The organism is Paenibacillus lutimineralis (genome assembly GCF_003991425.1).
Classification (GTDB): Bacteria; Bacillota; Bacilli; order Paenibacillales; family Paenibacillaceae; genus Fontibacillus; species Fontibacillus lutimineralis.
This window is the reverse complement of record NZ_CP034346.1, coordinates 1,621,996-1,646,082: the sequence shown is the minus strand read 5'-3', so window position 1 is coordinate 1,646,082 and position 24,087 is coordinate 1,621,996. Positions and strand designations below refer to the sequence as shown.

Annotated in this window: 14 protein-coding genes; all 14 read right to left on the bottom strand. The window is 52.5% G+C overall.

The window, feature by feature from the left end; translation table 11 throughout:
- Positions 1 to 13: 13 nt before the first annotated feature.
- Positions 14 to 1,087 (bottom strand): 3-oxoacyl-ACP synthase III family protein, encoded by a 1,074-nt coding sequence (locus tag EI981_RS06690; RefSeq protein ID WP_162616115.1) that lies wholly within the window; start codon positions 1,085 to 1,087, stop codon positions 14 to 16.
- Between the two features lie 25 nt (positions 1,088 to 1,112).
- Entirely contained in the window at positions 1,113 to 1,382 is a 270-nt protein-coding gene (locus tag EI981_RS06685; RefSeq protein ID WP_126996581.1) for an acyl carrier protein, read from the bottom strand.
- Positions 1,383 to 1,386: 4 nt separating this feature from the next.
- Positions 1,387 to 2,412, bottom strand: a complete 1,026-nt coding sequence (locus EI981_RS06680) for an electron transfer flavoprotein subunit alpha/FixB family protein (protein WP_126996579.1) — start codon at positions 2,410 to 2,412, stop codon at positions 1,387 to 1,389.
- Positions 2,413 to 2,430: 18 nt separating this feature from the next.
- Positions 2,431 to 3,204, bottom strand: a complete 774-nt coding sequence (locus EI981_RS06675) for an electron transfer flavoprotein subunit beta/FixA family protein (RefSeq protein WP_162616114.1) — start codon at positions 3,202 to 3,204, stop codon at positions 2,431 to 2,433.
- 31 nt (positions 3,205 to 3,235) lie between these two features.
- Positions 3,236 to 3,748 (bottom strand): flavodoxin domain-containing protein, encoded by a 513-nt coding sequence (locus tag EI981_RS06670; protein WP_126996575.1) that lies wholly within the window; start codon positions 3,746 to 3,748, stop codon positions 3,236 to 3,238.
- A gap of 56 nt (positions 3,749 to 3,804) precedes the next feature.
- Positions 3,805 to 4,599 (bottom strand): 4'-phosphopantetheinyl transferase family protein, encoded by a 795-nt coding sequence (locus EI981_RS06665; RefSeq protein ID WP_162616113.1) that lies wholly within the window; start codon positions 4,597 to 4,599, stop codon positions 3,805 to 3,807.
- A gap of 13 nt (positions 4,600 to 4,612) precedes the next feature.
- The gene (locus tag EI981_RS06660; protein ID WP_126996572.1) at positions 4,613 to 5,407 is read right to left on the bottom strand and encodes an enoyl-CoA hydratase-related protein; all 795 of its coding nucleotides are present in this window, start codon (positions 5,405 to 5,407) and stop codon (positions 4,613 to 4,615) included.
- Positions 5,398 to 6,630: a hydroxymethylglutaryl-CoA synthase family protein gene (locus tag EI981_RS06655; protein ID WP_126996570.1), complete on the bottom strand. Its 1,233-nt coding sequence runs from the start codon at positions 6,628 to 6,630 to the stop codon at positions 5,398 to 5,400. The genes EI981_RS06660 and EI981_RS06655 overlap by 10 nt, the downstream gene beginning before the upstream one ends.
- Positions 6,631 to 7,935 carry a beta-ketoacyl synthase N-terminal-like domain-containing protein gene (locus EI981_RS06650; protein WP_126996568.1) on the bottom strand — a complete coding sequence of 435 codons (1,305 nt, stop codon included), beginning with the start codon at positions 7,933 to 7,935 and terminating at the stop codon, positions 6,631 to 6,633.
- On the bottom strand, positions 7,922 to 8,161 hold the full coding sequence (locus EI981_RS06645) for an acyl carrier protein (protein WP_126996566.1): 240 nt from the start codon (positions 8,159 to 8,161) through the stop codon (positions 7,922 to 7,924). Before EI981_RS06645 ends, EI981_RS06650 begins: the two co-directional genes overlap by 14 nt.
- Complete coding sequence (gene fabD, locus EI981_RS06640; protein WP_126996564.1) at positions 8,158 to 11,565, bottom strand: ACP S-malonyltransferase; 3,408 nt, start codon at positions 11,563 to 11,565, stop codon at positions 8,158 to 8,160. Before fabD ends, EI981_RS06645 begins: the two co-directional genes overlap by 4 nt.
- Before the next feature lie 56 nt (positions 11,566 to 11,621).
- Positions 11,622 to 12,299, bottom strand: coding sequence for an MBL fold metallo-hydrolase (locus EI981_RS06635; RefSeq protein WP_126996562.1), 678 nt, complete (start codon positions 12,297 to 12,299; stop codon positions 11,622 to 11,624).
- 141 nt (positions 12,300 to 12,440) lie between these two features.
- Positions 12,441 to 15,047 carry an alpha/beta fold hydrolase gene (locus EI981_RS06630; protein WP_162616112.1) on the bottom strand — a complete coding sequence of 869 codons (2,607 nt, stop codon included), beginning with the start codon at positions 15,045 to 15,047 and terminating at the stop codon, positions 12,441 to 12,443.
- A gap of 14 nt (positions 15,048 to 15,061) precedes the next feature.
- Positions 15,062 to 24,043, bottom strand: a complete 8,982-nt coding sequence (locus tag EI981_RS06625) for a type I polyketide synthase (protein ID WP_126996558.1) — start codon at positions 24,041 to 24,043, stop codon at positions 15,062 to 15,064.
- Positions 24,044 to 24,087: the final 44 nt, after the last annotated feature.

Below are 24,087 nucleotides of genomic sequence, written 5' to 3'. Positions count from 1 at the left end.
TCTCCTCCTCGCATTACCATAGGATATAAGCCGCTCCGTAAGTCAAGCCGCAGGCGCTGCCCAGCAGAAGAATGGAATCGCCTTTGCATAGCAGTCCTTGCTCTTCCGCCATACACAGGCCGATAGGAATGTTGGCGCTGCCCATATTCCCGTAATCGGGAAAGGTGTTGACCGGAAAGACCCTTTCGGTGCGTACTTCCAGCTTGTTCAGCAGCGAGTTCGTGATATTGCGACCCAATTGATGCGAAAAAATATACCGAATCTCATCTTTCACAATCTCGTGCTCATCCAGAAAGCGGTGCACAAACGCTGGCATATCACGAATCACATGCGCTGCGATGCCTCTGCCGTCCGCCCAGCTCATAAAGTCCATTCCTTCGAATCGAGGCGTAGGCATATGGATTTTTGGAGAGACGTATAGCGACAACTCCCAGTCTGCGTGATTTCGTTCTTCCCCGTAGTAAAGCGCCGATTTCTCCCCGCTGTCCGCAGTTAGCAGCATCGCCGCTGCGCCTGCTCCAGCGAAGAACAGGTTCATTTTGTAATCTGCTTCCGCAAGCGTATCCACTCTGCCCGTAAAGTTCGAGGCTTCCAGCAGCTCCAAAGGATTCTCGCTTGTCACCACAAGAATGTTGCGGTATTTGCCGGAATTTATATATAGGCTGGACAACTCCAACGCTTTCAAAAATCCGTTACAAGTATCGTTGATATCGTAGTAGTTACCCTGCGTCATCCCTAGTTCATGAGCCAGAATAATCGAATAGGAAGGCTCCCGGAACGGGTTGCACACGCCGACAAAAAGCAGGAGATCAATATCGTCCGGCGTCATCCCAGCCTTTGCAATCGCTTCCCGAGATACCCTCGCAGCCATTTGGACAGAGCCCTCTTCGGCGTAATCCAGTGAGTAGGAACGCGTGCGAATTTCCAGGAAATCCAGCTTCCGCTTGCTGCCATACACCAGTTGTTCAAGATCATCCTTTGGCAGATTGCGGAAATACTTTTCTGCAAACAAATCTACAATTTCCCCATTGGTCAGGCGTCCGCTAGGAACCGCATAGGATAAGGAACGAATAGACAAATTCAACATGAAAACAAGCCTCCTTAACAGACAATTAAATACCGCTCTGAATTTCTTCCCCCTGGCTGCGGTAATTGACGAATAAATCATAGGCTTCACCCAGGGTGCGAGTCATGATGGCATCCTCCGGTTTGAACATGACCTGATATTCCCGCTCCAACCTAATCATCGCATTGACCAGGGACAACGAATCCACCCCCAGCTCAAGCAACAGATTAACCTCCCGGGTAAGCCGGGAAGAATCAATCCCCAGATACTCCGCAAAAATGCTCTGAAACTGCAGAAAGCTTATTGTTTCTTCCATTTTCTCACCACCTGCTTACCTTCATGGTTTGTTTTACTTTATCAATCAACAGCGGCAGGGCGGTAAACATATCGGTCGCGATGCCATAATGCGCTTCCTTGAAAATCGGCGCATCCTTGTCTGGATTCACAGCGATAATGGTATCCATCCCCCGTATGCCCACCGTGTGCTGAATGGCTCCGGATATACCGACGGCAAAGTAAATCTTGCCCTTAACATGCTTGCCAGTAAGCCCTATTTGCTTGGAACCGTCCAGCCAGCCCATATCCACGACCGGACGGGTAGCCCCAATATCTGCTCCCAAGACATCCGATAGCTCCCGCACTAGCTCCAACCCGTTCTTTCCTCCAATTCCCCGTCCTGCCGCCACAATAATGCCGCCTTCGCCGAATGAGTGCCGTGCGGCCCTATCGGCCAACGTTTCAAGGACGGTGGTACGCAAGTCCACAGGAAACAGGACAGGACGGTGGACGACAATACCACTCCGCTGGAAATCAGGGATGCTGGACCGCAAGGCACCGGGACGGACGGTCGCCATCTGCGGTCGGGCTTGCGGGCAGATCACAGTAGCCATCAATGAACACTCTCGGGCAGGTCGAATTTGCAATAGTGTCCGCTCCGGCAGGTCAATATCCAGATTCGTGCACTCTGCGGTCAAGCCTGTACCCAGCCGCGATGCAAGCCGGGCAGCAATCGATTTACTATGTATGGTAGAAGGCATAAGCACAATTTCGGGCTCTAAGTCCACGACAAGCTCATGCAGCAGTCCGGTATATACTTCTTCGTTGAGCGGCCAAAGCCCAGGATGGTCAATTAAAAAAACCTGATGAGCGCCATGGTGAATGCAGCTGCTGCTGTATCCACCGCAGCCGCTTCCGATGAGCGCCACTGAGATGATACCCATAAGCTTCGCATTCAACCCGCAGGCCGCTCCAAGCAACTCGTACAACACAGGCTTCGGGCCGGCTGGCCCGCACTCCGCGATAATCATAATTCCGCCGACGTTGCTATGATCCTGCTCTTCCGTCATTTCGTTCTCCTTCCTCCCTTATGAATGGAGCGGTTGTTTCCTTTCATCTATTTGGTTCTGTCGAAGCAGCAAAGCGACGACAGCCTCAATCTGACCCTCCATATCGTCACCGCCCACCTCAAATGGGTTATGCATGGATGCAACGGCTTGGACCGTGCGTGTTACGCGGGTAGGAGATCCGGCAAGGCCGCAGCTTCCGGGCATCAACTTGAGATCAGCGGCGTTCAAACGTCGAATGCCACTTTGGTTAGCCCGGAGTATCCCCTTGACTGTAGCCATGCGAGGCTGATTCATCCCATGGTGTACCGTTATCAAAGCTGGAAGCAGCAGTTCTACGATTTCTTCTCCATCTTCGGTGATTCGCCTGCAGCGAATGCACTGTTCATCTAGTCTCAGAATTTCAGATACATGAGTTGTATGGGGATAATCCAGCTTATCAGCAAGCGCCGGGCCAACCTGCCCTGTCTCCCCGTCGACGGAATGGCTGCCACAGATCACCAGCAGCGGTTTTATCTTCTCCATCAATCCTTGGGCGAGCACGGTGGCCGTGGCCATCGTGTCCCCACCCGCAAATGTTTTATCCGACAAAAGCAGGCCTTCATCCGCTCCCAGCGCGATACAGCTCCGGAGTACTCTGGCCGCTGGATCTGCCCCCATGCTAACGACGGTAACTTCACCACCCTGCGCATCACGGATACGCAACGCCTCTTCAAGCGCAAAACGGTCAGCCGGATTCAAAGCGGCGCCTTCGCGGGGAAGGTTCACCTGCTTGACGCATACAGCAATCCGCATCCCAATCCCTCCTTTCGCAACTTTGACGGAATCAAGAAATGCTTCGCAACGCAGCGAACAGCGGCTGGAGATTCTCGGAACGCACATCGTCACAATCCCGCACCATTTCTTCCGCCATGGCCTTGCCCATGAAGATGCGTGTCATTTTCTGGCCGATGCGCATCGTAGTCTTGTCCTTATCCACCAGCTCGTTGAATACAAAGCGTCCCTCCAGCGGAAAATACTGAATCGCAGCGCGGATTTTCTCGGGAACGCTTTTCCGATAGTTTTTAAAGGTAGCCTCGCTATTCACCGGCGTCTTGGAGACCGAAAAGAGAACAACTTTTTTATTCTGGATACGAGGCCAGATTTTCTTCAGGTAATCACCGGCGACCAGCTTGCCCACCCGCACATAGGTTCCGAGAATAATGGTGTCATACCCGTCTAACTGAGCCATATCGAATTTGTTGATATCGCCGATAACCGCGTCAAGCTCCTGAGCAATCCACTCCGCATATTGCTGCGTACTTCCATAGACACTCGTATAAAGCACCAATGTTTTCATAAGCGAACCTCCTAAAAGTTATGTGAGCATAATTCCTCTGAACTGCCTGTACCCCGCTAATCCACTGTGATGATTGAACAGACCGGGAGCCTGTTATGCATAAGTTCAAGTATTCGGAACTCCTCGCCTTCGGCTAACGCCTTTGCGGGCAGCACCATACTGAATACGTAGTCTTCACGCACAACGGAGACGGATACGAGCTGTGGAAAATGACGAAAGCTCCCCACAACCCCGTATTTATTTCGCTCCAGCGACTTTACCTCGAACAGTTCCATGGCCACCGTGAATCCGGTTTGCAGCACCTTAGAAATCGCTTCCTTTGCCGTCCAGAGTATGGTAAGAAACGCGGTTGGCGCAATATCCGTTCCAAGCCGCCTGACAAGTCCTTCCTCTTCCGCCGAAGTAATCCTGAGCATAGCGTCTCTCGCTTGCTCGTTGATGAGTTCAAGATCGATGCCGGCAAGCAGCCGCTGGTCATAAGCAAGCGCCGCACCCAATGTATCGCTATGCGTAACCGTGACCTTGCTGGATCTGCCGGATGCGATGGGCTGATTTAAAATTCCGTGGTCAACTGCAATCGCAGACAGCTCATCATCACCCCTGGCAAGCGCCAATTTGGCCGCCAGCTTCCCCAACAAATAGCTGTTGCGACGGCGCGGATATTGAAAGCGAGAATATTCCTCCTGCTCCACCAAGCTTAAAAAATCGGTAGCAACTGATTCCGACGGCAAAGCAACGACGCTTAGGTTGAGAGAAGCCGGCGGACTTGTCCCTTCCAGTTGAAGCGGGATAATCCATACCCCTTGCGACCAATAATCGGGATAGCGGTTCGCAAAATCATTCTGGATCATGCTCTGACTAACCTCATTTCTCCCAGGGAAACCGCTTGTAGCGTACATAGTTCTGAATCGACTCCCTGACCTCGTGCGATGCAGTCAACTTATCGATTTCTTCAATAGCGGCATTCTCCATCGCTTCGTTGATGATCCACATCTGCTTGAAATATTGTTTGATTTCCCGCATAGTTCGGGAAGAGACGCGACTAACCCTTCGGTACAGTTTCATAATCGCTGCATCGGGGTCCGCCGTCACCTCGTCCGCTAACCGGCATTTCAGCGCTTCTTCCGCGTCTAACGGTAATGTAGTCAGGGTCATTTGATATGCCTGCCAGTAGCCAATTCTTCGGATCAGATAAGGGCTGATCAGCGCGGGAACAAGTCCCCAGATAGCTTCCGGCAGCGCGAACGTAGAACGGGGGGTTGCGATTACATAATCGCAGGCCGCCGCTAGACCAACCCCTCCGGCCAAGGCTTGCCCGTCTACCTTGCCAATGACGAACTTGGACATCCCGGCGATGGTTTTCATCACAAACATGAATTGAGGCGATTCGGGCGTAGAATAATCTTTTCCGTCCGCACTTCTATCCTCGAAAGCTTGAAGGTTCATTCCTGTACAGAAATATCCCCCTGCTCCTTCAAGCACAACCATCTTGCAATCTTCTAACCGTTCGAGGGCGTCCAAAGCATGCAGTAGCTCGGACACAAGCCGTGCGGTAAGGCTGTTTTTGTCCTCAGGGCGGCTAAGCCGAATACTGTAGATACCTTCAAACACATGGCCTACACCCAGGCAGCAATAGGTTCCGATTTCGGTCAACTCCATACGTATTTCCGGTGGAAGTCATCGACTTCGGAAAGCACGAGATATCCCTTGCCTTTGAAGAAGTGGTCGTAGACCCGGCTGAAGCCGGAGAAATCGACTTTCTTGTCACGAATGCCGAATAGCCACTCCACATTCTGATCAAGAATCTGCTCGTATTCGTCAAAGCTCAACTCATAGCGGCTGTTCAGATGCCCGCCAATGTCCATTTGGCTCAATTTGACCGCCGCCCCCGGCCCGATCACCCCGCTGTAAAACTCCGAAGAGCAACCTGATCCGTAGGAGAACAATCCAACCCGACGGTAATCATCAACCTGCGCATGGTCAATTAGGCTGCACAGACCTAAGTACAGCGCGGCAGAATATACATTACCCACCTGCATGCCGTAGGTGAGGGCAGGTGCCACTCTCTGTTCGAAATCCTGCTGGACGACTGGCCCTCGGAGCTTCAGCTCCTCATGCATCAGCTTGCGGTGCGCTCCTTTCACCATCCCTCCGAAAGGGGTATGAAATGCCAAATAATCGAAGGTTTCCTGAAAATGCACGCCGTCTACCTTCTGCTTGTAATTTTTGTAGGAATTCTCTAGGCAGTCCAGATATGACAGCAGCGAGAGATCCGGATTACCCGTCTCAATCTCAGGAAGCGGTCGACAGGTATCCATAACCTCGTAACTGTATTGACCCGTGGCACCGAAATCCAGCTCCAGAATTTCCGGATTGTCGCTAACCAGCATGGCAATAGCGCCAACGGCCTGCGAGGGCTCCCCGTAAGTGCTCTTGGCAGCTGCTCTGGCGACATCCGTTGCAATCACCAGCGCTTTGGCTCCCGGTGACACATTCGAGGCAACGAAGCACGCTGCCATATGCAGACCCGCGGTACCTCCATAGCATGCCTGCTTTAACTCAAATAGGCGGCAGTTCCGGCCCAATCCCAGATAATCATGGATATATGTACTGATGGATTTGCCGAAATCAACCCCGGATTCACTTGCCGTGATCACGAGTTCGATCCGTTTTTTTTCATCCTCGCTCAAGGCATCGATAATCGGCTTGGCGGCATTGACACCATTGGTTACAGCATCCTCACACGCCACCCCCACCGATTTTCGATCCATCATCAGGTTGTCGAACCGACTTAAATCCAGCCCTCTGCCCTCAAAAATACTGCGTGCTGTAATGACCGCTGGGCCACCGTAAAAATTGATGCTTTCAATTCCTGTCCGCATTCAGCACAATCCTTTCTTGAAAATAATGCTAGTATTTATACCCCCAAAACCGTATGAATTGCTTAGCGCATATGTAAAATCTGCCGCCTCCGCCTTCTGCGTGGCAAAATAGTGTTCCCGGCTGACCGGCTCCTCCAAATTGATCTGCGGATGAAGAAACCCACCCTTCATCTGGATGATGACAGACGCCGCTTCCACCACGCCGGCAGCATACAGGCAATGTCCGGTGAGTGCTTTGGTAGAATTAATCCGCACACGTCCGAGATGCTCACCGAATACGCGCCGGATGGAGGCAAGCTCAGTCAAATCGCCGAGTGGCGTAGAAGTCCCGTGAGCATTGATATAATCTATGGAAGACGTGGGTAGCCCCGCCCTGCGGAGCGCCTCCTTCATCGTCCGGACCTGGCCGTCTTCGCTGGGATTGGAGAGGCTGTGCCCATCTAGCGCCGCTGCGCCGCCGATCACAGTTGCGAGCACTTCTGCTCCGCTGTCAGCCGCACTGCTAGCACATTCCAGAATCAAGCAGGCTGAGGTTTGCCCCAAGATAAAGCCTTCATGCCGCCGGTCAAACGGACGGCACGCTTGCTTCGGGGCTCCCTCAAAGCCGCTTCCTCCATAGGCGCCGATATTGAGATATCCCTGCAGTTCTAGAGGCGACAAATCTGCCATGGCCCCCACTACCATGCACACATCCACTAGACCCAGTTGAATCCACTGCGACGCTCTTAGAATCGCGGCATTGCCGCTCGCAGAAGCTCCACCAACTGTCATTCCTTCTCCACAGATACCAAACATCTCGCTAAGAACGCCGATTTGATTGGTATCCATATAGCTCAGCGCATAACGGGGATGGAGCAGCTCAGGCTGCTCCCCGTACTCTTTGTAAGCAGAATAGCTGACCGCTGGCGATATGTTGCTCCCCGCGACGATGATCCCGATCCGCTCATGATTGAGGCTGCGTTCCTCCAGCCCGGCCTGCTGCCATGCTTCAGCGGCGGCCACGGACGACGCTTGAACCGATTTACCCGAGATTTTGAACAGCCTGCCAGCTGTTCGGCTTAAACCGGGGGCATACCTCTGAAATCCCACCTGAAGCTCCCGGGCCTCCGCCTCCGCGCCAATCAATGGTTTTCCGTTTGGGTAGGCCATCCCGGTCAGATAGCCCACCGAGCTGCGTCCTTCCCGCAAAACCTGCTCGAATGTGGCAGCTCCTACCGCCGCCGCCCCGGCTACGCCGATCCCGGTGACAACGACCGGGTGGAAATGCCGAAAGCTGTAGGAGGAAGCGCTGCTAGAGGTTTTCATACAAGAAATCTACTACCTCTCCAATATTCTTGAGGCTACCGAACTTAACGAGCGGAATTTTCAAATTCAGTTCGCCCATTGTGTCGGAAATAATATCGAAGCGATCGATGGAGTTCGCACCCAAATCCTTCATGCTCTCTTCTCTGCTGACACGCTGGACGTCCAAGTCCGGCAGGATGTCTAGCATTTTCTCCCTCATAATTTCAAAAATTTGATCTTTGTTCATTGGACGATCTCCCCTCTGACTATAGTGGCTGCTTCTTCCATCAATTTGGCGCCAATGATGGCGACTTTGCGATTTCTCCAGGCTTCGAGCGCCGTGCCCTTCACCCATTGGTTGAATGCGCCAACCGAAGGTCCGCACATGATGCTGTAATTGACCTTATTACCTGTTTCTCCGGCAATGGCCGATTTCTTGCTATTCTCGATATACCATTTAAAAACGGCTGCGAGCTGCTGCTTCGAATCGGAATTTAATGAAGCCAGTTCCTCTGCCGGCATGTCCCTCTTACACTCCTCAAGGATCGACGTGATCGTCCGACCGAAATATTTCTCCTCCAGTTGGCTTTTGGTCTTGGGATCCAATTGTCCGATCGAGGACAAATTCCGGTACAGCTCATATAGCTTGTTCGCCCTTGCCGAGAAAAATAGGCCCTTCTTGACCACTTGCGCCTTGCCGCCAAGCTCAAACAGCTCGGCTGACGGAACATAGGCCATATCGTAGACGTTGAGTTGCTCGAGGATATCCTTTACCTCAGCACTCGCTCCGCTTTCCACCGTACACTGGTTGATCGATCCCGTTAAAATAAATTCGGCACCCATCAGGAACACCCCCGCCGCGGCTTCGGGCGTTCCAATACCACCCGCCGCACCGATATGAATATCCCGCGCCGGCGCAAAATCCCGTGCGATTTCCTGTCTCAGGCGGATCATGGTTGGCAGCAGGCTCAGTAGATTCGCCTGGTCGGTTGGTCCCGCCGAATCGCCAACGGCGCATAGATCGTCCGCTATCGACACAAGCCGGGCCAACTGAGCCTGCTCGGGCGTAATATCTCCAGAGGCCACCAGCTTCTCCACGATGCGTTCCGGTGGAGGAAGCATGAACATTTTGGCTATATCCGGGCGGCTAACCTTGGCTATGATACGATGAGCGGTTCGAATCGTTCCGTCTGGACGCTGGCTCAGCCCGAGAATACGATACTTTATCAGCGCCGGTGTCATCGTCAGATACGAGGTGGCTTCAACCAAGTCCACCTTCTCCCGCAGCAGCGTTTCGATCAGCCGTTCTTCCCTGCCGGAATGAATCGGGTGGTACATAACCGTTACTCCGAACGAACCGTCAGCCCCCAGAGCTTGGCGGATGCCGCGGATGGAATGCTCCAGGTCTACCTGGCGCATTCCGCTTGCACCGAGAAAGGCCAGACAGCCCGCTCTTCCAGCCGCCGTAACCAGCTCTTGGGACGAAATTCCATCATTCATTCCACCTAGGACATATGCATAGTCCAAACCGTAACGCTGCTTGAACCCGGTGCTGCCGAGCTGCATTCCTGGGGAACCCTCCCCAGCTAGAACTTTTGGATTGTCAGCATTCGCCGGAACCTCAAGCACTTCCGTTTGTTCCAGCCCGGCCTCTTGCACTGCTTCCTCGTTCAAAATAATCTCTTCAGCATAAATTTCTTCTTCGGTGGCCGTTTCCTCCAAGATAGGCTCTATATCAGGCAGTTCGACAGCCGCTGCCGCTTCCAAGAAGAAATTATCCTCTGAAGGCGCATCGTCTTCCACAATAAGTGGCTCAGCTTCTCTCTTGATTTTGCTGACCAGTCCGGCGATCACATGGCCGGGACCGATCTGCAACAGCTCCATTTCAGGATCTTTTCCCATTAGATAGCGTACTGACTCCGTCCATTGCACGCTGCTGACCATTTGCTCTGTCATGTAGTGAATCATATTTTTCAGAGTGTAGGGTCTAGATGTCAGATTCGATATGACTGGTATTTTGGGCGCTTTGAAGGTAAATTGTTCGAGGAATTGCTTAAACTGTATTGCTGAATCACGCATGTACCGGGAATGAAACGCTCCGCTGACATTCAAAACCACATAGGCGGAGACGCCGCTGCTCTCAAAAATCTCTTTTGCAGCCGTTATATCCTCCTGCAGCCCCGATAAAGCAATTTGGGTAGGTGTATTGAGGTTGGCAACGTCTAGCCGATCCAGTCTATGCTGGGCAAGAATTTCCCGGATCGCTTCTTCCGTCAAGCCAATGAGAGCAGCCATACCGCCTCCGGTAGCCGTGCTCATCAACTCGCCTCTCTTTTGCACAATCCGCAATCCTGTCTCAAAATCAAACACTTCCGCGGCAAACAGCGCGCTGTATTCGCCAAGGCTGTGTCCCGCAACATAGTCGGGGGCTTCACCGGATTCCTGCTGATGTTTTAAATATGACAATGCATTCACTACGTAAAGTGCGGGTTGCGTATATGCAGTATTGTCCAGCAACTTCTTGCTGTTCTTGAGGCATAGCTCTTCAATGGAATAGCCCAACACCCGGTCAGCGATAGCGGTATACTCCGGAAACTCCTGAAATAGCTTGTCCCCCATGCCAACCGATTGTGCGCCTTGTCCCGGAAATAAATAAGCTTTCATCTTCGCTTTCTCCCCATCTCTTGTAAGGTTCAATTGTCCGCAATAGACGATCGTCTCATTAAGTTTCTTCATATCGCTGCCCATCGGGGTAATGATAGATTTGATAGCCCGGGTTTGCGCCGGGTCGAGGAGCTTCTTGCTGAAGTTCTCCAATGTTCCCGAGGGCCCCAGATCAAGATAAACCTTGGGATTCCCGTCGGCCAGTGCCTTTAAGGCTCCCTGGAAATTCATCGGCTCCCTCAGCACGTCCCACAGGAAGGACTCCCCAATCTGCTTTACCGGACCACCCATCATGGAAGAAACAAAAGAAATTTCAGGTAAACGGAATTCGCATCCCCTCAAGACATCACAATAGGGCTCCTTCAGCCTGTCGATGGATGCCGAATGAAATGCATAATTTACGGGAAGCTTCAAACTAGCAATATTCCGTTCTTTCAGAAATTGCTGAGTATCTTTGGCGTGTTTTACGCTGCAGGCGACGGTAAAATGCTTATCATAATTGACGGCAATCAGCTCAGTACGACCATTCAGCTCCGCACTCTCTTCATACAGACGACAGTTGTCCAAAATGGCGATCATCGCACCTTTTCCGCATGTCTCCTGCAGCAAATTCACCTGCTTGACAATCAGCTCAAGCACATGTGTGGGAGAGAGAACCTTGGCTACCGCAAGCGCCACATATTCGCCGAGGCTGACACCTATGACGTAACGTGGACGGATGCCTGCGGCAATCAGCGTTTGGGAGAGCGCGTATTGAACCATAAAAATGGCAGGATGGGAATAGAAAATATCATCAAACCTCGATCCTTTTCGCTTAGCGGCAAGATAAAGCTCTGCCACAACGCTTGCACCGGTCAATGCCTGGAAGGACTCGTCCAGTTGATTCATGGTTTGGCGAAAAACAGCGTTTGCTTCGTACAATTCAAGGCCCATCTTGCTGTATTGGGAGCCCTGGCCGGAGAACATAAATACCAATTCGTCTTGCACTCTTGTACCTCCCGTAATCCAACATGACGGTTCAGCCCATACAGCCGGCTATCCGGTTACTTGAAATCAAAAATTTTGGAATTACTCTTCCGATTTCTATACTTGACGAAATGATTGATGTCATCAATCTGAAAATACAGGTTCTTTTTGTATAAATAGCTCATTTCCCTGCCGGGGGGCTCTCCGAAGGAATGTCCGGGATAAACACGGACATTCGCGGGAATCAGCTGGATTAGCCTTTGAATGCTGTAGTACATATCTTCCGCAGAGCCACCCTCGCTGTCGCATATACCGCAGCCCTCGATGAACACGGTGTCGCCGGAGAACAGATTGTCGCCCCCCCAGTAACAGACGCTTCCCGGTGTGTGACCTGGAGTTAAAAGACAGGTGATAGGGGTATCGCCAACACGGATAATATCCATATCCTCCACTGTTCTCAGACGAGTGCAGTGGTACCGATAATATTCCGCCTCTGTTTTGGATAAATAGACTGTGGGCTGGTAAAGCATCTCCAGCTTGTTCACCATATTGGTATGATCAAAATGGGAATGCGTGAGCAGCACCGCTTCCAACGAAGCGTTATGCAGTTTCAGTTTATGTACAAGCTGCGAGACATCCCAGGATGGATCAACAACAAAAGCCTTGAGGGAGGACTTGTCGATTCCAAGATAAGAATAATTCACAAACGTCATACATTGAGTCTTAATGGTAAACAAATCATAGGTTGCTTCCATTTGCGCCTCCTAGAAGGGATTCATTGACATTTTTCCACAAATTCCCCTATTAATCTACTAGATTATCAGATAATAACTCCTTTATTGTCAATGAATGTTTGTACTGTATATTGTTAAATTTTGTTTCAATTTATTGAATATTTATCGGTATTGGGCAGCGGCAATTACACAATCCGCAGTAAAACGCTGGTTATCTTTTTCGGGAAACACATGAAACTCCCTGAAGTCGGAAGCAGCAAGCACTTTCTCCCAAGCGTACGGATCGATAATTGGCGATTTCTGGCGCAGATGCAGATCTTCAAAGACCCACCAGCCCTCAGCCAGCCCCCAGACCATATCCACCCAGCGCTGCCGTTTACAGGCCTCAATCAGCATCATGATTCCTCCCGGAGCCAAAAGAGGCTTCAGATTATCCACCGTGCCTTGGATATCCTTAGTGGCATGCACCACATTCAGGCCAAGCACAGCGTCGAAGCTGCCAGATGTAAATCCTTGGGCCTCTGGATCTTTAGTGATATCGAATGTCTTGAAGTTCAGAGAAGCAAATTCGGGATTCTGTCTGGCTTTGCCTATAAAATATTCCCCGATGTCGGTGAACCAATAGTTGACGTTAGCGCGCGCCGCAAGCGGCAGCAGCTGACGGGTCAGCAGGCCGGTACCACCGCCGACCTCAAGTATATTGATCTCCGCTCCTTCCCCTGCGTCAATGAGCAGCGAGAGCGTATCATGTACGACCCCGGCATATACCCGCTCCCTGCCATGCTCCACCGTATCCCGGTTGCTCTGCTCCAACGCATCCGAGCTTCCTTTCGGAAAAAGCACACTGACCGGAGGAATCTTGCCGGTAAGTGCATCCTGGTATTTTCCAACGCAATAATCGAGGAAGGAAAGCATGCCCTTGAACTCGGGATAGCTCTCCAGGCACGCCTCGTACAGTACCTTTGGATCCGGCACCGTAGACTCGTCCGCAACAAATTTCACTCGGCTGTCCATCAGCTTTACGATCCTGTCCTCGGCCAGCATGTCGATCATGCAGTCCAGCAGGCGGGTATAGGCCGCTGGCAATCGCAGACGCATCGCCCATTCGTTCCGGTCATGGATGGCACCCGCGCTTACATCTATGCCTGAATCCTTCAAGAAACGGAACGCGTAGCTAGTGCACAGGTTGTTGAGACGCTCCTCGAGCCCGTCGTATTCTTCAAGCCCAGCAATCTGAAGCTCCGCCAAGCGGCACCGCTCGAATTCGAGCATCTGCGCCCGACATTCCTTCAAGCTGAAGAAATGGGGCTTTGTGTTCCCCACTAGGAAGTCCTCTACCGCGAGGTTCAGCTGCTTGTGATGCGTCATAAACAAAAAGTGGGCCGCGTCCTCCAGTTCCAGCATAGCGGCGCCCGGAATAGTGGCTCCCATCACTTTTGATTGCCGGGTGTTGATAATGGTATCGTTTCTTCCGAAGACAATCAGTACAGGAGCTTGAATTTGCCTGAGGATGTTCATCGTCGAATAGCTCTTTTGGTTTCCAGGCAGATAATATTCCATGTATTTAGTAAAAATCCGCTGATCGATACTTTTGCCGCATTCCATCAGCTCTGAATAATCCTCTCCGCCCGGCACGGCCTCCAGATCCAGCCTCATCGCCTCATCAGCATTCATCTTCGGATTTTCATTGACGATTTCATAGATAGAACTGACCAGTACGAGACGGGATATACGCTTCGGATACATTACGCTGAAAGTTTGCCCCAGAAGTCCCCCCCACGAGAAGCCGATAAAATCAACCGGCTCTTTCACCCCAAGGCCGTCCAGCACCTCCGCGATAATCCTAGCTCTGCCCTCTAGCGTATAATCCTCAATGTCCTCGCTCAGGCCGCAGCCTGGATTATGAATACAAATCACTTTATGCTTTTGCGAGAAATGCTCAAACTGCTTTAGAACCATCGGCGAAGCCATGCCTACCCCGCCTACAAGAACAAGCGGGCTGCCTTTGCCCGAGACGACAACCTCCATGCTTTTTCCGGATGATGTTCCCACCAGCAGTTGGATGTACTTGTGCCGATCCTCCTCCAGTTCCTCCAGCGAATAGGATCGGTAGCTGCCTGTGAATGCTTTTTGGCTACCTAGCTCTTGCCAGAACCGAGTAAAAAATTGATCCGAGCTGCTGATCAGCCGCAGGTGATTCTGCCCGACTTCAGGGCCGCGGACTGGAACGGTGTCTGCCTTCTCCGAGGAATCCGTCTTCTGCCACATAGACTTATCCAGTGCCGTCTGCCTTACATTTCCCGCACTGTAAGCCACTTGCGATCCAACCACTCGCGGGGATTCCGCAGTTCCTGCAGCCTCGTGCGCGTAAGCAGGAGCAAGATCAGCAGTTGCAGCAGGCAGGGAAGGTGTTTGCTCCAATAGATGCTCACCCAGTTCATTAATGGTTCCATATTCTAAAAAGACGTTCATAGAGAGGTCTACTTTCAGCTTTTCAGCCAAATAACTTTGAAAGCCCGTAAAGCTGATAGAGTCAAAGCCGAAGCTGCTCCAACCCGTATCAAGGTCAATCTTGGCGGCAGGCACTTTCAACAGGGTTGCCACGCCTTCAACCAGGATCTGGCGGATTTGCCCAGCAAGGCCGGATGGAGCCGCGTCTGGCGGATCCTCCTGCGTGTTATCTGGACTCATCCGCTGATTTCCTCGGATCAAGGACAACGCCTCTTCCGGCGATAGCTGTCCGTTCTCGACCATCTGTAACAATTGCATTCTTGAATAGCTGCTCATTCCAAAAGATCCCCCACCAACAGATTTAGATTTTCAGCGCTGATTTCCCCTTTTTGCACCTTGGTCAGCCACATCAGAATTTGCTCATCATTCAGTGACACCCGACCTTCTTGTGAGTCATGGTCTACAGCGGCTTGGAACGCCCCTCCTTCCGGGGCGTGCTGAGATGCTTCATTGTACAGCGGTGATTCAGAATGTTCCTTCCGGACCGCATTTCCTGGTGGCCGGTCTGGTCCTGGAAGCCAATAGCGCTCCCTGTCGAATGCGTATTCTGGAAGCGGCGTCTTGTGTACGTCTTTCGAGTACCAGGCCGACCAATCAACAGAAACCCCCTGAACCCAGAGCTGAGCAATTTTGTCCAGCTTGCCCGCTTGCATCAGTTCGTTCATAAACAGACGGCTTTCTTCCCCGTCGAACAATTTGCCAAGCGCCGATCGTGCATTGCTTCTCCCCTCGTAAATGCCCGGCATATCCCGATTTCCACTGATATAGGCTTCCAGTAGGACATGCAGCCCTACGAGGCTATCAACAACAAAGGCAGCGCGCTCTGCAAATTCGGAGCGTCCGGTCTGTAAACCGTAAGCAATCTGCTCCAGCGTTACCGGAAAAGCGTCAACGTGGGTCTGCTCTGCTCCATGGCTTGGCATTCCAGCATAAAATTCGGCAATTCCTTCAGGGTCATGCTGAAGGAGAAACATAACCAAACTGTTTAAAGAAGAGAATCCGTACAGGGAATCCTTGAATTCCAGATGATATTTTTCTTTCAGTGCCTCCAGCAACTGCACATTTTTGACCGCATCGAGGCCGTATTCTTCCAGTGCGACATAGGGATCGATATTTTCAGGTTCAATTCCCATCATATTTCCAAAAAGGGAGGCAGTTTCCTGCCGCAACGCAGCTTCCAAATCGGCTGCCGCCTCAGATGCCGTTATGGAACGGCTCAGACTTCGGGCTGCAAACGCCTGCAATCTGCGACTATTCTCCAGCAGGCTGCTATGGCTTTTTGCCGACAAAATGATAAGTGACTTACTCCGGTTCGATGTAGGGAGAACAAAAGGATCATTCCGGTACTCCTCAATGATGATGTGCGCATTGCTCCCCCCCACGCCAAAGGAGCTGATACCCGACCTACGCGGAATTTCACTTCCGTGTTCGTCGCTTAGCGCTTTCCAGGCAACGGTTTCTTCGGCGATTCTCAGTCCGGTTCCCTCCAGCTTGATGTAAGGGTTCAACTCATTGAAATACAGGTTGCCCGGAATTTTTTTGTGCTTCATGGACAACAGCACCTTGAAGATGCTAGACATGCCAGCCGCGGATTCCAAATGGCCGATATTCGTCTTGACCGAACCTAGCACACATTGCGGCAGCTCTGAATCCGGTTTGTCCCATGCGCGGAACAGCGTTTTAAAAGCTTTCTTCAAACCGTCCACCTCAATGGGGTCGCCAAGGCTAGTCCCCGTGCCGTGGGTTTCAATATACGTAATAGTGGCCGGATCAACCCCAGCTCGCGCATGGGCTTGAACAATCACATCCGCCTGGGATTTGGCATTGGGCGACGTAATCGAATTGGATTTGCCACCGTGGTTGACCGCCGTTCCGCGAATGACACCATGAATGTAATCCTTGTCGCGGATGGCCGCCGATAGCGGCTTAAGCAGAAGTGCCCCGGCTCCTTCGCCCCGTACATACCCGTCGGCAGATTTATCGAACGTTTTGCATTTGCCATCTTTGCTCAGCATGCCAAGGCTGCTACCCGCAATGAATAGATTGGGACTGGAGATCAAATTGATGCCACCCGCCACCGCATATGTACATTCATCATGCCAAATGGACTCCGCTGCCCGATGTATCGCTACGAGTGAGCTGGAGCAAGCCGTATCCACGGGTTCGCTAGGCCCGCTCCAATTGAAGAAATAGGATATCCTGTTGGTCAGCATCGTGCGGGTCAGCGTTGTGGCGATTTCATCCTTGAGCAGCAGCTCCTGGTAATCCCCATTGGAGACACCAATGAAAACCGAGGTACGCGTACCCGCTAGCGCGTCCGCTTTATAGCCTGCATTCTCCAGTGTGTGCCACACAATTTGGAGCATATGCCTTTCCTGCGGATCCATCTTCTCCGCTTCCATAGGCGAAATGCCAAAAAACAAAGGATCAAAGGTGTCGATTTCATTTAAAAACGCACCGGATTTCACATCCGTTCTGCCTGTCTCGGTGCGAGGATCGCCATAACGGTCCTGCCAGCTCCAGCGATCCGCGGGGATATCCGTAACCATATCCCGCTTAGCCTCGAGATTCTCCCAGAATTGCTCTAGATTGTCCGCGCCTGGCATCATGCCGCTCATGCCAATAATCGCGATAGGCTCTCTGGCTGAAGCCGGACGGGAAGAAGTAAGCTCCAACAAGCTTCCGTTCCCGCCCCGATCGGAGTGGACTAATTCGGATACCGCTTCATTGACCAACGTTGGCAGCATCGTCCGGAACGCATTCTGCGAATTGTCCGCCAGCACCTTCTGCCAATGCTTCGCCACAAAAGGTGCCTCGGCATTAGCCGTCTGTGTCGGCAAAGCTTCTTCAGCTTCAAAGTACCGATCAATAACAACGCCGTACTCCCCATAGACGGCCTCCGCTATCGTAAGCGGAGAAGATTGTTCAAAGAACAGGGTCGGTGTTATATCTACGCTAAAAGCGCGGTTGATCGCATTAGACAGCTCCGTGAAGGAAATCGAGTCGAACCCCAGCTCTGACAGATCCGAATCAGTTGCAATTTCACCGCGGTCGCTCTTCAGAATATCGGCCATAATGCCGATCAGTTCATCGGCCAACCGTGAGATCAAATCCCTTCCCGCCGCAGCGGCCGTAACCGGATGCGCCTTAAGACGGACGCTCTCCTTGAGGACAGGGCGGGTAAAGGCATAGATCAGCTTAGCCCGGTCGCCTGCAGCCACTAGAATCTGCTGCTCACCAAGCGCGAGGCTCTGCTCAAAGGCGGCAATCCCCTCCTCATCGGTCAGTGGGCGCATGCCGAACTTGTTCCACAGCAACTCGCGTGTGGCCGCATCTATTTGCATACCGCCATTTTGCCAGACCGACCAATTGAGCACCGTATCGGATCTGCCAAGTTGTTCATTCATGCTGGCGACATAATGATCAAGGAAGCTGTTCGCATAAGCGTAGTCTCCCTGCCCGATGTTTCCGATCAGCGAAGTGGAGGAGGAAAACGGTACAAACAGCTCCAACTCCTCCCTAGACAACGTCTCGTACAAATGTGCTGTCCCGTACACTTTGGAATTCAGCACCATTTCAACTTCGGCCATATCTTTCTTGGCCCATAATGAATCCCGGACGACGCCTGCGCAGTGGAAGACACCGTTCAGTCCAGAATACGCAGCTTTTGCTGTCCGTACTGCCCCATCTACGGATGCCGGGTCCGCCAAGTCCATGGGAATGTACATCGCCTCGGCGCCAAGCCCCCTTAGTTCGTCCAGCTTCTCCCCGTCGCAGTGGGTGCTTCTTCCGCAGAGAACAAGCCGGGCCTGGAAGAAGGCCGCTAAATATTTGGCAAAAATATAGCCCAGACCGCCCATGCCGCCGACAATTAAATATGCGCCGCGCTGGATGAGCTTCTGCTCTGGTTTGAGCGTAGGCTCGGCCGGAACTAACTGACGTGCATAACGTCTGCCGTCCTCGTATTTCACTTCATGCGCCCCGGTACCTGCCAATTCCTCCATCAGCAAACGGTCTAAATCCGCGATACCTTTGCAATGAATAACGCTACCCAGCAGCTTCGGCTGCTCCAGAACAAGCGAGTGGAAGAACCCGGCTAATGCATTGTATTCCGAGATTGCCTGTCCTCCTTGATAAATGCAGCAGATCCGGACCTCATGCTTGAACCGCCAGGACACAAGCCACTTGCACAGCTGGAACAACGGATAAATTTCCCGACGGATTCTCTCCTTCAGCGTCTCTTCCCCAGGTTGTCTCAGTATGTAAACGATACGCAGACGGGTCTCTCCGGTAATGCTGCATTCAGAGCCCCATTTATTGAAGGCGTCATCAGCGTTCGGGTTGATCTGAAAACGTCCGGCCTCCAGCTTCTGGTACTTCTGCCCCCATTCGATGTGGACGGGCGCGCCTGAATCAAAGGTACCCAGTGCAGCGAATTCGCCACCGGAGACGTTGACCAACACAAGGCGGCTATCCTCCCCTTGGTCAAGCGCCGGCGAGTTGATTGGAGACGGCACCCATTTCGGCATGAAATAGACAAGTTCTTTCGGCACATCGGATTCGGACTCCAGCGCAGATTGAACCACGCTTGCCTGAAACGGCCGGATCGTCAGTTCCTTCATTCTTGCCAGCACCTCTCCCCCCGCGCCAAGGTAGGAAATATCAAATTTAAGCCCCTTGGCCTCGGAAGGTTTCACATGGGCATATGCGGGCTTAGCAGAAACATCGAAGATCTCAAGTTGGCCCAATACAAAAGGCACATACAGCACATTCTGATCGATCCGTCCGGTCTTGTAAGCAAAAGCCACGGCCGATTGCAGTCCACCATCGGTCAGTGTCGGATGCAGCCCGAACTGTCCAAGCGTCGGATTCAGACTAGCAAGAACCGCAAGCTTCGTTATCGCCTCTTCGGAGCCGCAATGCAACGCCTGAATACCTTGGAATCGTTCGCCAAGCTCAGCACCGAGACGTCCTATTAGCTCATAATACGCTCGTGCGTCACTTTCTCCGCCGCGGTATCTTGCTATCAACGCCCCGATATCCAGCTTCTCCGTGGCCCCAGCGAGCGTGCTTCCCATCTCCAGCCTGCCCTGCGCATGGCTGGCTATCTGGCCGTCCTGTTTCGAGCAAATACGGAAATCAATGCCCTGGGGACCGGCCTGCAACACCGTTCTTACAGTGCGCACCTTCGCTTCAACGATGACCGGATTCGACCAGATCACATTGCGGATCACACATACTTGGCGCCCAGGATCAGCCATCTCACCGGCAGCCCGTAGCATTTCAAGGTAAACCACGCCAGGTAGCACATGCCCATGATCTGCAAGATAAAACTCGCTGCCATGAAAATCCGTTTCAAAGGCCTGTTCGTACAGCGTAGAAACGTTGCGGCCAATCAGTACCTGCAAACAAGGGACGGAGCTTCTGCCACTGTCTGCCGCAGTTTCAAAAAACGGCTTTTCCTTCTGCGGCATCCAATAGCGAGTTTCTGCAAAAGGATATGTTGGCAGGCCGGCTATCCTGAGCGGGCGCCCAGAATAAAGCTCCTCCCAGTTGATCCTCTGCCCAGCCATCCACGCCTTCGCTAGTGCGGGGATGTCGTTCAAAGACAACGCTTTACGAACCTCGCTTGCGTTTACAACAGTCTCGATATTCCCGGCCCGGCGCTGCTTGACGCTTCCCGTATAAAGTCCGTCTGCTTGCCGCCCTTCACAGTAAGCTGTCAGCTTCAGCCGCAATTCCTCCACGTCGGAAGCAGCCGCAGCCAACCTCTCCTCCATATCCTCCCGCCCCATTTGTAGAGTATAGGCAAGTCGGCATAGATCTGGTTTACTTTTACCCAGATAATCAAGTAATTGGAACGCGTATTCGCGCAAACGCCCTTCATTCTTCGCGGAGAGGACAAACAGCTTGGGTTCCTGAACCGTACCTGATAGCGGAACAGATCGTCTCGGCAAATACTCCTGAATCACGGCGTGAGCGTTAGCTCCCCCGAAGCCAAACGAGCTAACGCCAGCACAGCGGGGTTGGGCTTCGCCGGACTCATCGCGCGTAGCCACCCACTCTCTTGTAGTGTCCAGCACATAAAAAGGGGTTCCTTCAAGCTGTATGTACGGGTTCAGCTCTTTGAAATGTACATTTCCTGGCAATTTCTTCTTCTCAAGAGCAAGCAGAGTCTTAATGAAGCCAGCGATACCTGAGGCAGGCTCCAAATGCCCTATGTTTGTCTTCAAAGCGCCGAGCCCGATTGGCTGTCCGCTTCCCGGGTCTTTGTCCCAGCGGCGGTACAGTTCGGAGAATGCCTTTTTCAAGCCCCCGACCTCAACCGGATCACCCAATTCAGTACCCGTTCCGTGGGTTTCAATATAGGACACCGTCGCCGGATCAACTCCTGCTTCCGTATAAGCCTCCAGCAACAGTTCCGCCTGGGCGTCGGAATTGGGGGCAGTCAGGGAGTGGGCCCGTCCGCCGTGGTTTACGGCAGTTCCTTTGACAACGCCATAAATATAGTCACCGTCCCCCACCGCCTTCTCAAGCGGTTTGAGTACAACCACGCCGACACCCTCGCCTTTGACATAACCATTCGCGCTGCGGTCAAACGTTTTGCATTGCCCATCCGGAGAAAAGACCCCCATGACGCCTGCCCCTACATAGGTGTTGGGATCAAGCATTAGGCTAACGCCACCCGCAAGGGCCAGCTCGCTCTCCCCCTGCTGGATCGATTTGACCGCACGGTGAAGGGCCACAAGGCTGCTCGAGCAGGCGGTGTCAATCGACTCGCTCGGCCCGTTGAAATTAAAGAGATAAGATACCCTGTTACTGAGGAGCGCGGTCGCGTTGCCGATGCTGGACTGGGCATGTACCTTCTCCATGTTAGCGGACAGTAGCTGCTGATAATCGGAGAACTGCACACCTGCAAACACCCCTACCCGTTTGCCCGAAAGCTCCGACATTTTATAGCCGCTATCTTCCACAGCTCTCCATACCGCCTGGATAAACAGCCTTTGCTGCGGATCCATCAGCTCGGCCTCGCGTGGTGAAATCTGAAAGAATTTCGCGTCGAAATGATCGTGCCCGCTGATAAATCCTCCCCATCTAGAATTGGTCTTGTTGTCTTCCTGCGCATCGGGACTGTAATAAGCCTTCCAGTCCCAACGGTCATCGGGGACCTCTCGCACGTGGTTCTCGCGGCGATCCAGAAGTCCCCACAGCTCTTCAGCCGTATCCGCCCCAGGTAGCTTGAAGCTAATGCCAACAACGGCCACATCCCGGGTTGTCTGTACCGAGGTGGGCACCATGCCCGTTTTTTTACGTTCTGGGTACTTTTGGGAGAGCGGCTGCAAAGCCGGAGTCTGACTCGGAGGAGAAGGTTCTGGTTGTTCGGTAAATGAAGATTTCTCGGCCACTCCTTCTTCAGCTGGAGATTCAATAAATGCCTGCTCTGGCCCCTCTTCAGCCGCATAATAAGCTGCGACCTCCTCACTGAAATCCTCATCCAGAAGAAAATTCGCCAGCTCTTTTAGCGTAGTTTTGGCAAAAAATACGGCGGGGGACAGCTCGATCCCGTACAGTTCGCATAAAGCGTCGGCATATTCCTTAAGCGAGATCGAATCAAAGCCGAAATCGCCCATATTTTCATCCATATCCAGCTTGCTTGTCTGCGTTTGTAGAACCTCCGCAGCTAATCGCAGCACATCGCGCCTGACCCGCTCTTCCACGAGGATAACCCGCGACAAGCCACTTTCTATGGATCGTTGCTGACCATGCTTATCCAACTCGGTTGCGCCTCCTTTGACTTGACTATGCTCGGTCGGCTTCGCCAGCATCAATTGCAGTTCCAGCTTGGCTCGTTCTCCGTATATAACCGCAGTCTGGGGGAATCCGCCCGCCATCACCGCTTCAAAGCAGACGATTCCTTGCTCGGCTTCCAATTGCCCGATACCCGAGGCCTGTAGGTACAACTGCTCGGCCCCACTATCTAGATGCATACCTCCCGTTTTCCAGAGCGGCCATTGTATGCTGATACTTCTGCCACTGCGTTGCCCCTGATCTACCCGACGATCACGCCGCTCGCAAAATCTGTCCAGATATCGGTTCGCCACGGCATAATCTCCTTGCCCAAAATCTCCGATCAGCGAAGAGGTAGATGAAAAGACGATAAAGAAATCAAGCGCCTCCGCCTTCGTTGCCTCATCTAGAGCGAGAACGCCGCCGATTTTGGGCTGGAGAATTCCGGAAAACTCATGGGCCTGCTTTTGAAAAATAAGTTTGCTGCTCGCCTTACCCGCTGCGTGGACAACTCCGTGAATATCTCCAAAACACCGCTTCGCCTGCTGCACTGCCTGCTGCGCCTGTAGCGGATCGGAAACATCGCACGCCAGATACTCCGCCTGCGCCCCCATTGCGCGCAGCGTATCCAGCTTCGCTTCAAGTGCGGAATCTTGCGTGCTCCTGCCGAGCAGCATCAGCCTTGCTTTGTAGGTACGGGCCAAGTGTCCAGCGAGAATCATCCCGAGAGAGCCCGCTCCGCCGGAAATTATGTATACGCCCCCCGGCTTCAACAGTATGCATTCTCTGCTCAAAACAACCTCTCGCAGCTGTTTTTCTTTCCGTATTCCTTGTTCATACCGGACCTCATGGGAAAATGCATAACTGTCTTGTAGCAGCTCTCCGCGCAATATATCCGCCACTTTTGAGCCGTCCCCGGGTACTTCCGCATGCGTAAAGCGCAGGCGCGGATATACGCGCTCCAACGACTTTCCAAGCGCGCCAAGTGCCTCGACATCCAGCCTCTCGCCCCCGCTGGTGGAAAGGGACAGCCAACGATTGTTCAACCTTAGCTTTAACGCATGGAAGGCTTTAATGAGATAAAAAACGCTGCTTAACGCACCATCCGTATTTCTCCCCGCTGGCAGCTCCTGATCCCATAACATCACCACGGAGTCAATTTTCGGGAAGCTTGTTATAACCTCCGCAAGCATAGCGGCGTAGTCACTCTCTAGATTCCGGTTAACCTTGTAGCAACGTTCTCCCTCCCGGAGGTAGGACGCTCCTAGATGCACGCTCACCACTGTAAAATCGGAAGTCAAAGCGTCAACAGTTCTCCACGACTCAGGGGTGTCCGACTCCACAACAAGTAGTAGGACTCCCAGGGGCCGGGCGGCCGCTTCGTTCTGTGGGGCAGGGGCGGAATCCGCCCACTGCTCCTGAAAATAGATTATTTCTTTATGTCCGTCCGCTTTACCGAGACTCATTGTGCTGACCACCTGTCTTGTTTGATATGCTATCTTTCGGCAAT